This is a genomic window from Seonamhaeicola sediminis, from assembly GCF_004358095.2.
GTDB classification, from domain to species: Bacteria; Bacteroidota; Bacteroidia; order Flavobacteriales; family Flavobacteriaceae; genus Seonamhaeicola; species Seonamhaeicola sediminis.
In genome coordinates this window covers 1-12481 of the sequence record NZ_SMZJ02000009.1, presented here as the reverse complement: position 1 = coordinate 12481, position 12481 = coordinate 1, and the positions used below count along the sequence as shown (strand labels likewise).

The 12481-nt window shown below is 33.4% G+C and carries 7 protein-coding genes and 1 rRNA gene; 4 read left to right on the top strand and 4 right to left on the bottom strand.

What is annotated here, in order from left to right; translation table 11 throughout:
- Nucleotides 1–28: 28 nt before the first annotated feature.
- Both E1J38_RS12675 and E1J38_RS12670 read left to right on the top strand, forming a co-directional pair.
- Nucleotides 29–1315 carry a citrate synthase gene (locus E1J38_RS12675; protein ID WP_133357224.1) on the top strand — a complete coding sequence of 429 codons (1287 nt, stop codon included), beginning with the start codon at nucleotides 29–31 and terminating at the stop codon, nucleotides 1313–1315.
- A 150-nt stretch (nucleotides 1316–1465) separates the two neighbouring features.
- The gene (locus tag E1J38_RS12670; RefSeq protein WP_133357223.1) at nucleotides 1466–2377 is read left to right on the top strand and encodes a dimethylarginine dimethylaminohydrolase family protein; all 912 of its coding nucleotides are present in this window, start codon (nucleotides 1466–1468) and stop codon (nucleotides 2375–2377) included.
- A 1-nt stretch (nucleotide 2378) separates the two neighbouring features.
- Here E1J38_RS12670 and ppk2 read toward each other — a convergent pair whose 3' ends face one another.
- From ppk2 to rnhB, 4 genes are all read right to left on the bottom strand, one after another.
- Nucleotides 2379–3161, bottom strand: coding sequence for a polyphosphate kinase 2 (gene ppk2, locus E1J38_RS12665; RefSeq protein ID WP_133357222.1), 783 nt, complete (start codon nucleotides 3159–3161; stop codon nucleotides 2379–2381).
- Nucleotides 3162–3209: 48 nt separating this feature from the next.
- Nucleotides 3210–4259 carry a nucleoid-associated protein gene (locus E1J38_RS12660; RefSeq protein ID WP_133357221.1) on the bottom strand — a complete coding sequence of 350 codons (1050 nt, stop codon included), beginning with the start codon at nucleotides 4257–4259 and terminating at the stop codon, nucleotides 3210–3212.
- Nucleotides 4260–4531: 272 nt separating this feature from the next.
- Nucleotides 4532–6967: a ribonuclease HII gene (locus E1J38_RS12655; RefSeq protein ID WP_133357220.1), complete on the bottom strand. Its 2436-nt coding sequence runs from the start codon at nucleotides 6965–6967 to the stop codon at nucleotides 4532–4534.
- Nucleotides 6968–7014: 47 nt separating this feature from the next.
- The gene (gene rnhB, locus E1J38_RS12650; RefSeq protein ID WP_133357219.1) at nucleotides 7015–7614 is read right to left on the bottom strand and encodes a ribonuclease HII; all 600 of its coding nucleotides are present in this window, start codon (nucleotides 7612–7614) and stop codon (nucleotides 7015–7017) included.
- A gap of 481 nt (nucleotides 7615–8095) precedes the next feature.
- Here rnhB and E1J38_RS12645 point away from each other — a divergent pair, with 481 nt between their 5' ends.
- A complete protein-coding gene (locus E1J38_RS12645) occupies nucleotides 8096–10060 on the top strand; it encodes a putative porin (RefSeq protein ID WP_255449890.1) in 1965 nt (654 codons plus the stop codon).
- Nucleotides 10061–10842: 782 nt separating this feature from the next.
- Nucleotides 10843–12364, top strand: a 16S ribosomal RNA gene (locus E1J38_RS12640).
- Nucleotides 12365–12481 lie beyond the last annotated feature (117 nt).

The window sequence follows — 12481 nt, the reverse complement described above, 5'->3', positions numbered from 1 at the left end:
CTTAAACAAAATAAATTTACTTGAACTTATGGCAAAAACTGCAACCTTAGAAATAGAAGGTAAAAAATATGAATTTCCTTTAGTTGAAGGGACGGAAAATGAAGTTGCAATAGATATTAAAAACCTTAGAACTTCAACAAATGGTTATATCACTTTAGATTCTGGGTATAAAAATACAGGATCTTGCGAAAGTGCTATTACTTTTCTGGATGGTGAAAAGGGAATATTAAGATACAGAGGTTATGCAATTGAAGAATTAGCGGAAAAAGCAGATTTCTTAGAGGTAGCATATTTATTGATTTTTGGTGAGTTGCCTACCAAAGAACAGAGTGATAAGTTTCATAATGATATCAAGAAAGAGTCTGCAGTAGATGAAGATGTAAAGAAAATACTAGATGCTTTCCCAAAGGCAGCGCATCCAATGGGTGTTATCTCTTCTTTAACAAGTGCACTAACAGCATTTAATCCCTCCTCGGTTAACGTAAATTCAGAGGAAGACATGTATAAATCTGTGGTGCGCATTTTAGGGAAAATGCCTGTATTAGTAGCATGGACTATGCGCAAAAAGCAAGGATTACCCTTAGATTATGGTGATAATTCCCTAGGGTATGTTGAAAACCTTTTAAAAATGATGTTTTCAAGACCAAATAGCTGCTACGTTCAAAACCCTGTTCTAGTGAATGCAATGGATAAGTTATTAATTTTACACGCAGACCATGAGCAAAACTGTTCAACATCTACTGTTAGGATAGTTGGATCCTCTCATGCAGGTTTGTTTGCTTCAATATCAGCTGGAATTTCTGCATTATGGGGACCACTACATGGAGGAGCTAACCAAGCAGTTTTGGAAATGCTTAAGGCTATTGAAGCTGATGGCGGAGATACAAAAAAATACATGGCTAAAGCCAAAGATAAATCAGATCCATTCCGTTTAATGGGATTTGGACATCGAGTTTATAAAAATTTCGACCCCAGAGCTAGAATCATTAAAAAGGCAGCAGATCAAGTATTACATGACTTAGGAATTGAAGATCCTATTTTAGAAATTGCTAAAGGTTTAGAAAAAGAAGCCTTAGAAGATCAATATTTTGTTGATAGAAAATTATATCCTAATGTAGATTTTTATTCAGGTATCATTTACAGAGCTATGGAAATACCTGTTGAAATGTTTACGGTAATGTTTGCTATAGGGCGTTTACCTGGTTGGATTGCTCAATGGCGAGAAATGCGTTTACGTAAAGAGCCTATTGGTAGACCAAGACAACTTTATATAGGAGCAACCAAAAGATCTTTTGTGCCAATAGAGGAAAGATAAAATTTAATTTTTTTTATAAATATTAAGCTTCATAGTTTTTCTATGAAGCTTTTCTTTTTACCGAGTTATTTTTATGTAAATTCCAAAAGTCAACTTTTTTATCATTAGTTTTGAAACTTTAGAATCTAATTTTTTTTTTTTGAGCTTTATATGCAACTTAACATTCAAAATGAAACATCTAGGTTAAGAGCTGTGGTTTTAGGAACAGCTAAAAGTTGTGGGCCAACCCCTAAAGTTGAAGAATGTTATGACCCTAAAAGTATTCAACATGTAATAGCTGGAACGTATCCGAAAGAAGAAGACATGATTTTAGAAATGGAAGCAGTTGCTGAAGTTTTTAAAAAATACGATGTTACCGTTTACAGACCTGATGTTTTGAAAGATTGTAACCAGATTTTTTCTAGAGATATTGCTTTTGTGATTGAGGATAAGGTCATTAAAGCTAACATACTGCCTAATAGAGATAAAGAAATTGAAGCTATTAGATATGTATGGAATAAGATAGAAAAAAAGAACAGAATTATTTTGCCAAAGGAGTGCCATGTTGAAGGGGGTGATGTAATGCCATGGAACGATTATATTTTTATAGGCACCTACACAGGTAAAGATTACCCAAACATAATTACTGCAAGAACCAATATACAGGCAGTTAATGCTATTCAAGAGTTATTTCCTCATAAAAAGATAAAAGCCTTTGAATTACGGAAATCTAACACGAATCCTAAAGAAAATGCATTGCATTTAGATTGTTGCTTTCAACCTATTGGAAAGGGTAAAGCTATTATTCATAAAAACGGTTTTTTAATTGAAAGTGATTATGAATGGTTGGTTAACTTTTTTGGTAAAGAAAATATGTTTGAAATCACTCAGGATGAAATGTATGATATGTATAGTAATATTTTTTCAATTTCAGAGGATGTTATTATTTCTGAGCAGAACTTTACTAGGTTAAATAATTGGTTGCGTAAGCAAGGTTTTACCGTTGAAGAGGTTCCGTATGCTGAAATAGGTAAGCAAGAAGGCTTACTTCGGTGTACAACTATGCCATTAATTAGGGATTAACTTAATACTTTTCAGGAATAAACGTTTGATAATCTAAGGGCGGGCGTATATAAGCATCTTTGTCAGAAAGTTCAGGTAGCTCAATAGGTTCAATATCCATCTTTTTATAAGGAATCATACTTAAAACATGGCTGATACAATTTAAACGTGCTCGCTTTTTATTGTCAGAGTTAACAACATACCATGGCACTTGTTTGGTGTCAGTATGGGCAAACATTTCATCCTTAGCTTTGGAGTATTCCAGCCATCTAGAGCGAGATTCTAAGTCCATGGGGCTAAACTTCCAACGTTTTAATGGGTTATTTATGCGGTTTTTAAAACGTTTTTCTTGTTCTTCATCACTTACAGAAAACCAATATTTTAAAAGAATAATTCCAGAGCGTACTAACATACGTTCAAACTCTGGACATGAACGTAAAAACTCTTCATATTCATCCTGGGTGCAGAATCCCATCACCTTTTCAACACCAGCTCTATTATACCAGCTTCTGTCAAACAAAACAATTTGTCCGGCATGAGGCAAGTGATAGATATAACGTTGAAAATACCATTGAGTTTTTTCTTTTTCTGTAGGAACTCCCAAGGCTACCACTTTACAAATACGAGGATTTAAAGGTTCTGTGAAACGTTTAATGGTTCCTCCTTTACCTGATGCATCTCTTCCTTCAAAAACAATTACAACTTTTAACCCTTCTTTTTTTACCCATTCTTGTAGATGAACTAACTCTGTATGAAGTTTTTTTAATGCGGTATTGTATTTTCTGGTGGAGATGGTTTTTGACATATTTTACAGGTTTAATGTACTCAAATGTACTATTTAATTGCTAAACACTTAGTTTTCTGCATTAAAAAACACTTTGTAATAATGCATTTTCTTTGTTTCATCATAACCTCTCTCCAAATATTCAGCGGAAGCATCTGGGGCATCAATATCCAGTTTTATTTGAATGTTGGTGTCTAACGTAATGTCGGTTTTTATTTTTTTCTTCTCCTTGTTTAATACACGTTCTACAACATCAAACTGATTTCTAATAACAAGGTTGTGTTCAGCTTCAAAACTTTTCTTGTATTGTTCAAATTCTGTTTTATGCTTGTCTTCCTCAAAAAGTTCGTCTTTAAACCGTTCAATATTAACTACTTCGTTTTCTTTAAAAAAGTCTATGGTTTTTGCTAAAAACGTATTTTGTTTTTGAATGCCATAACTGGTTTTTAAAATGTCTGAAGAAAAATCTTTACAAAGTTCAATATATTGTTGAGTGTGGCTATTGGAATCATTGGCATATTTAATGTTTAAAAATTGGCTTATCCAGTATTGGGCATCGTAATTATTATTGTCTACACTAAAAATAATATTACCCTCTGTATCGGTTTGGTTTAAAATTAAACAGCCTTTATCAACCTTTTTAGAGTTAATACCTTTTTGAACCAATACATCGTAACTGTTATTCTCTAGATATGTTTGAAAGAAATTAACCTTATTTTCAATTTTAAAAATGCCTAGAGCGTTGGTGGTAATATCATTAAACGCGATGCCTTCAAAAAGAACCACTAAAACATCGCCAGTTTTAATGTTTGCAGACGTTGATTGTTCAAACAAATGAGTAACAATGTGTTTTGAAACTTGAACAAAAGCTTCATCATCATCAAAAATTTGTGAACTATAACTATTTATTTCATTTAGGTTTATGTTGGCATGATGATTAAACCTGTAACTTTGAACCACGCTACTAAAAGGCCTTAGTAAAAAGGAGAGTATTAAGTCATAAGTGGCCTCATCAAAATCAACTATTTTTTCAGAAAACGCATTTTTTGTATCGTTAAATTTGTTACCAACCTTATGGATGATAAATTTTGAGATTGAGGCATTTTTCTTTGATATCATAATGTGTGTTTTGGTTATACAATAGTAATAATTTCAATAAATAAAACCATAAAAAAAGCGCCAAAGCAGAATGCTTTGACGCTCGAGATTTGAGGACTTGGGATTATATATATTTTTAAAATGACTTATATTTAAAAGCTACTAAAAAGATGAAGCAGCCAAAAATTAAAATTTTTGGTATGAATAGTTGTAAATATCTGGTTAATAGCTGGGTTAAAGATAAAAATTAGTTTTCTTAACGCAACTATTTTTAAACAAATATCTTTAAAAGATTAGTTAATCTGATATAAAATTACAGAGTTATTCTCGCCTTTGGTTACAAACTCAAGGTTTTGGTCTTGGTCAATGTTATCTAATGCTATCAATGAATTTCCATAAACTGGGAAATTAGGAATCATTTTAGATAAACTATCAAACAAATAAACTTTATGAGATTGCTTATCAGTTACCGTTACATAGATTTTGTCATTTATGTAGAAAATTAAGGGTTCTGTGTAATCACCAAAATCAAGTTCTGAAGTCTTTGTTTTAATAGTAAGTTTATTTTCGTTTAAGGCTACTAATGTTTTACTGGTAGTAGTTAAATAATGGTTTTCAGTAAGCCCTATGTTTTTTAATGACACATCGCCATTTGTTTTAACTGAATATAAATTACCATCTGCTGTTGTGGTTGTAAACTGGTTATTATAAAGGAAAACGGACTGACTTGAAAAGTTTCCATTTGTTCTAGGTGTTACTCGAGATCGCCCTGTTCTGTCTAGTATGTAAAGCTTGTTTTTAGTCTTAAAAGTTAAATAGTCTTTACTACCTATTCTAAAATGTTTTGGTTGTGAAATAATATAATCATTGGCAGATTTAAATACAAAACCGTTAACAAGTTTTGCTCTTACATCATACATTAGTAGGTTTTTTCCTTGAGTAACTAATAGCCTGTAATTCTTCTTTTTGTCATAGTCAAAAACAGATAGAGGTTGGGTGATTTTATCATTAAATTTACCTGGAAAAGGAGCTACATCTTTTCCATTTCTATCAATTACATAAAGTCTGTTTGATGTTGCAAAGCATAATTGCAGCCTACCGTTTTTATAGATATCTATTTGATTAATATTACCTAAAACAGGCCCTTGAAGCTTCTTTTTCCAAATAATTTTTCCTTGGTTGGAAATTAAATATAGGTTGTTATTTATGTCTTGTACTACTATTTCCTTTTGTTTGGTAATGTGATTAGTTACAAACTGAGGTTGATTTAAAATATCGGTATCTAGTTTAATGCTGAACTCTTCGGAAATTGAATTAGATACGGCGTTTGATTTACTCTTTTTAATAACACCATTTACATGGGCAAAATTATGGTCGTAAATAAATTGAAGCGCAGAAGTGTGGTACTTGTCTAATTTAAAATCTAAATCATCTTCTAAGTTTTCATTTATAATTTTATTCAAATAAGAAGGGTTATAAACACACAACATTGAAGATTCATCACTCAAATGTTCTTTAATGTTTTTAAAATAGTAACGCTCGCTCAGGGTAGTTTTATTTTGATAGTTTGCAATTATGCTTTGAAGTAATTCAATAGAATCTGCAAACACAAAAAAACTGTCAATAACACAGTACAAATTGGCATTGTTGAATGATACAAGAGGTGTAAAGGTTTTAGAGAATATCAGGGGGTCATCAAAATTAAAAATATCAACTTCTCGATAAGAGCTCATAATGTTTTCGTTCCCTGTTAGAGCGTCTTTTGTGGCAATGTTGTCAATAGAATTCAAAACAATAGCCTGTTCTCTGTCTTGATATATAATTCCAATTTCAATGATATCATTAAACAAACTGGGGCTTATATACGTGGAGTCTTTTTTATTAAAAGGTAATAAGTTACTAGCTAAAGTTTTAAAATTATCAAAAGTAAAACTTATAAAACCATCGCTGTTTGAAGGGGTAATATATTGTGTTTTGTTTTCTTGTGGAATGGTGTTTTTAAAAAGATCAATAACATTTCTAAGTGAATCAGTAGCTTTGGTTATACCATTTAATATAATTTCATTTTGGTTAGCCTCAACATCAAAGGCAATGTATTCAGTGAAATTGTTTAGTTTGAGGCTTTTCTGGTTGGTAATGTTATTTATAAAAGGAGAATTTGATTTTATAATAACAGAACACGTTTTATTTTTGTTAAACGTACTGTATGCTTTTTTTAAATCGGTGTTAATTTCACTCTTATTAAAAACGTTATCTAAAATGTCTTTTGAAGATGAAGCGAAAAAGGTGCTGTCAATAATCGTACTGTAAAACGGTTGATTATTTAATGTGGATTTTAAAACGGTTTGGTTTTTGTAATTTAAACTCTCTTCACTGTAATTTTTTAAGGAATCTGTTTTTAATAATTCAGAATAATATTTTGTAATAACGGTAAATTGAAGACTGTCTTTTGTGTCTTTTGAAAAGCATATTAAAATATTATCTAGTGGTTTTATAAGCGAAGTATTTTCTAAAATATGCTCCAATTTTTGGTAATTTGAACTCTTAGAAAGTCTTTTTAAAAAATCGTTATTGGTTATGGTATTTTTAAAACTTTCAAAATTTGAAGTTGTTACAATTACCGATGCATTTTCGGGGGCAAAGTCAATGAGTTCGGTGCGTTTGGTTTTGGGGTTAGAGCAACTAAAAAGGATAAGTGAAAATAAGAGGGTTAATAGACAGGGTTTCATTAATAGATTAATTTTCCGTAAAGATAAATAACTTATTTAAAGGTAACTTATAAATCCAGCTTTAGCTGTTCGGGCAATAATTTGAAAGATTTCCGGTGATATTTTGTGATTCCAAATTTTTTAATGGCTTCTCTATGCTCTTTTGTTGGGTAGCCTTTATTTTTTTTCCAATTATACATTGGGAATTCTTTATGAATTTTATTCATATATTCATCTCTATAGGTCTTCGCTAATACAGAAGCTGCGGCAATGCTCAAGTATTTACCATCACCTTTGATTATAGTTTGAAAAGGGATTTTTTTATAAGGTTTAAATTTATTTCCATCCACTATTATATATTCGGGTTGTATCTGCAATGTTTCAATAGATTTATGCATAGCCAAAATTGAAGCATTTAAAATATTGATACTGTCAATTTTTTCTTGAAAAACATGGGCAACTCCAAAAGTTATACAGTCAGATTCAACAACAGATTTAAGTAAATGGCGTTTCTTTTCAGTTAATTGCTTGGAATCGTTCAAAAGGGTGTTTTTAAAATCTTTTGGCAGAATAACAGCAGCTGCTGTAACCGGACCCGCAAGACACCCACGTCCAGCCTCATCGGTGCCGCATTCCAATAGGAAATCTGTATGATTATTAAGTAACATTTATATTCTTAATTGGACAAAGCTATAATTTTTTAATTTTTGTTTTTTTATGTGAGCATAGTAATTTTGTTTTTTTATCTAAATTCTGTGATTAATTTAAGTCTCTTGTGGTTTTTTTGATAAAACACAAAGTGTTTGTTTAAAATCGCGTGTTTTTTTATTATTTATTTAAATTTTAAACCTGCTAGTTATCAGTTTTCTCTATGTTTTTTATCAGAATTTTTGGATTTTATTAATAATATTATCATGTTTGTACATGACTAACTCAAAGTAAATATTCTTGTTTATATTTACAAAGAAAGCCAGCTTACAAAGCTGGCTTTCTTTATTTAAAATATTTAGAGACACTTTACGTTCAAATAATTACTTTTGCTACTTGAAAAAAGAACAAATACTTAAAGAATAATCTTTATTATCCCATATGAGCAACATGCCAAAAATTTTTCAACAAAGTAGAAGGCTCAAAATTATAAAAGGAGTCTTGGCGTGTTTATTCATATGTATATTTACTTTTACAAACGCACAAAAAAAAAAACCGGGTGGTTTTGTTACTCCTGGAGGGGTGGGGGCTCCAATAAATAAAACGGCAACCCCAAATAGGTCACAGCAAATTCAAGAAAGTGAAAATGAAGAGAAAGCCAGTATTAAAGATTACTTGATTTTTTCTCATCAAAGTGATACCACATACGTAGATACCACTTTAACCATTCAAAAAGAGTATAAATTCAATTACCTAAGAAGGGATAATTTTGGACTAATGCCATTTTCTAACTTAGGTCAAACCTACAATAAACAAACCTTTAATTTTCAAAATACTGGTTTAATGCCAAATTTTGGAGCTAGGGCTAGACATTTTAATTACTTCGAAATTGAAGATATTAACTACTATAGAGTTCCAACGCCCTTAACAGAGTTGTTTTTTAAAACGGCTTTTGAGCAGGGACAATTAGTAGATTCATTTATTACCATTAATACATCTCCAGAATTTAATTTTTCTATTGCTTATAAAGGGTTGCGATCTTTAGGAAAATATCAACATATTTTAACAAGCACAGGTAACTTTAGATTTACATCAAATTACCATACAAAGAATAACAAATATAATGTCAAGGGGCACATAGTTACTCAAGATTTGATGAATCAAGAAAACGGAGGTTTAAGAGATGCCGAAATAGATTTTTTTGAATCTGGTGCACCAGAATATATTGATAGGTCTATTTTTAATCCAGCTTTTGAGAATGCAGAAAGTATCCTCTTAGGAAAGCGATTTCATATAGAGCATGATTATCAGCTTATTAAAAAAGACTCACTTTCTAAAAATGCTATTAAACTAGGACATATTTTGTCTTTTGAAGATAAATATTTCCAGTTTGATCAAACCTCAAGCTTAACTAGTTACTTTGGTGATGCTTTTGTGACCTCTAGAATAAAAGACAGAGCCACCTTAGAGAATTTTTATAATAAGGTGTATGTAAATTATAGCAATAATATTTTAGGCGACTTGCAATTTAACGTAATTAGTAACAATTACAATTATGGTTATAATCAAGTGGTTATTCTTGAAGATAATACCACTATAACAAATAGGTTAAAAGGAAATATTTTTTCGGTAGGGGGTAAATATCGAAAACAATATAAAGGCTTTGAATTAGACGGTGAGTTTGGTTTAAATATTTCGGGCGACTTTGAAGGAAACTTTATTAAGGCTAAGGCTACTTTTAATTTAAACGAAGATATTGAAGCTTCGGCATCCTTAAACCACAGTTCTAAAGCACCAAATTATAATACCTTACTATATCAAAGTAATTATAAGCTTTATAACTGGCAGAATAACTTTAATAATACAGAAACACAGCAACTCGCATTTCAGTTAAGGTACAAGCAGTTGGCTAATATTACTGTAGATCTAAATACAATAAGCGATTATGTGTATTTCGCAGAAGACCAAACTACCGTTGAACCTTATCAAATAAGACCTTTTCAAAATAATGGAACTATAACATACCTTAGGGCGAAGTTAGAAAATGAAATTAGAGTTGGTAAATTTGCACTAAACAACACAATCATGTACCAAAATGTACAAGATGATAACAACAGTATTAATGTACCAGAGCTCATTACCAGAAACACATTTTACTTTTCAAGTCACCTGTTCAAAAAAGCCATGTATTTGCAAACAGGTATTACCCTTAATTATTTTACAGAATATTACATGAATGCCTATAACCCTCTATTGGCAGAATTCTATGTGCAGAACGATGAAGAATTTGGTGGTTTCCCGCGCTTAGATTTTTTTATTAATGCTAAAATTAGGCAAACTCGTCTGTTTTTGAAAGCAGAGCATTTCAATTCTGCATTTACAGGTTACAATTATTATTCTGCTCCTAATTACCCGTATAGAGATTTTGTGGTTCGTTTCGGGGTCGTTTGGAATTTCTTTATGTAAAGTTTAATATGACGTTGGTTTATAGATAATTTAGCGCGCATACTGCACTATCTTATAGGGTTGATATTTTTTCCAATTTTTAAAGTCTTTTTGCATATCAAAAAAATAAGTTTATTCTGAGCCAAGTAGAAGCGTTGTGATCAATAACTTGGGTAGGTTCTAATTTATGATAGTTGATAGTTATCTGAATATACAGGTTTGTAAAACTATTTAAACATCGGTCAACAGTCATTTATCAATAGTCTTAAACCTTAAGCATTTTGTGTAGTATTAATAAGAAGGAGTGTATTTTTAATCATTTTCATTGTCAAAACTATTTACTTTTAGGCGTTGTATTTTGTATTATATAATTTTTTTATTGGTGTAAGTAATTGATAATAAGGTTTTAGGGATTTTGAGAGAAAAGCGTCAAAAAAAAGGTTAAAAAAGTTCTTGTATAATGGGAAATAGGTATTATGTTTGCACCCGCAAAACGGGGGAGTAATTTTCAGTTATGCGATGTTCACAATTAGGTATTGGTTTAAGGAAAATGCGGTTAAAAAGATTTTCTAAAAAAAATATTTAAAAAGTATTGTGGGTAAAAAAAAAGGGTTTTATATTTGCACCCGCTAAACAAGGAAACGCGTTTAGGAGCGAAAAAAATAAGTTCATAGACATATTGAAATCGACAGCGTAAGTAACAATTGGAAACGGTTGTTACAGACAAGAGAATAGACCATTTTGAGAACTTGATATTCTATTAGTTGTTAATAAAGACAAGTCTTAAGAGACTTAAAAATTTAACAATGAAGAGTTTGATCCTGGCTCAGGATGAACGCTAGCGGCAGGCCTAACACATGCAAGTCGAACGGTAACAGGGAAAAGCTTGCTTTTCTGCTGACGAGTGGCGCACGGGTGCGTAACGCGTATGCAACCTACCTCTTACTGGGGGATAGCCTCTGGAAACGGAGATTAATACCCCATAGTATTTAGAACTGGCATCAGTTTTAGATTAAAGGTTACGGTAAGAGATGGGCATGCGTCCTATTAGCTAGTTGGTATGGTAACGGCATACCAAGGCAACGATAGGTAGGGGCCCTGAGAGGGGGATCCCCCACACTGGTACTGAGACACGGACCAGACTCCTACGGGAGGCAGCAGTGAGGAATATTGGACAATGGGCGGAAGCCTGATCCAGCCATGCCGCGTGCAGGAAGACTGCCCTATGGGTTGTAAACTGCTTTTGTACGGGAAGAAACACTCCTACGTGTAGGAGCTTGACGGTACCGTAAGAATAAGCATCGGCTAACTCCGTGCCAGCAGCCGCGGTAATACGGAGGATGCAAGCGTTATCCGGAATCATTGGGTTTAAAGGGTCCGTAGGTGGACTGGTCAGTCAGAGGTGAAATCCTGCAGCTTAACTGTAGAACTGCCTTTGATACTGCTAGTCTTGAGTCATTATGAAGTGGTTAGAATATGTAGTGTAGCGGTGAAATGCATAGATATTACATAGAATACCAATTGCGAAGGCAGATCACTAATAATGTACTGACACTGATGGACGAAAGCGTGGGGAGCGAACGGGATTAGATACCCCGGTAGTCCACGCCGTAAACGATGGATACTAGCTGTTCGGCTTCGGCTGAGTGGCTAAGCGAAAGTGATAAGTATCCCACCTGGGGAGTACGTTCGCAAGAATGAAACTCAAAGGAATTGACGGGGGCCCGCACAAGCGGTGGAGCATGTGGTTTAATTCGATGATACGCGAGGAACCTTACCAGGGCTTAAATGTAGGCTGCATAGTTTAGAGATAGACTTTTCTTCGGACTGCTTACAAGGTGCTGCATGGTTGTCGTCAGCTCGTGCCGTGAGGTGTCAGGTTAAGTCCTATAACGAGCGCAACCCCTGTTGTTAGTTGCCAGCATGTAAAGATGGGAACTCTAACAAGACTGCCGGTGCAAACCGTGAGGAAGGTGGGGATGACGTCAAATCATCACGGCCCTTACGTCCTGGGCTACACACGTGCTACAATGGCCGGTACAGAGGGCAGCCACACCGTGAGGTGGAGCGAATCCTTAAAACCGGTCTCAGTTCGGATCGGAGTCTGCAACTCGACTCCGTGAAGCTGGAATCGCTAGTAATCGGATATCAGCCATGATCCGGTGAATACGTTCCCGGGCCTTGTACACACCGCCCGTCAAGCCATGGAAGCTGGGAGTGCCTGAAGTCCGTCACCGCAAGGAGCGGCCTAGGGTAAAATCGGTAACTAGGGCTAAGTCGTAACAAGGTAGCCGTACCGGAAGGTGCGGCTGGAACACCTCCTTTCTAGAGAAAGACGACTAATAGGTTTAGATATTTAGGGAAAGAATAGTTTGTTCTCTTTAGCTGTTGATTTTAAAATATATAGTAAAAAGTCATAAGGCATTAGTGCTTAGTAAAATA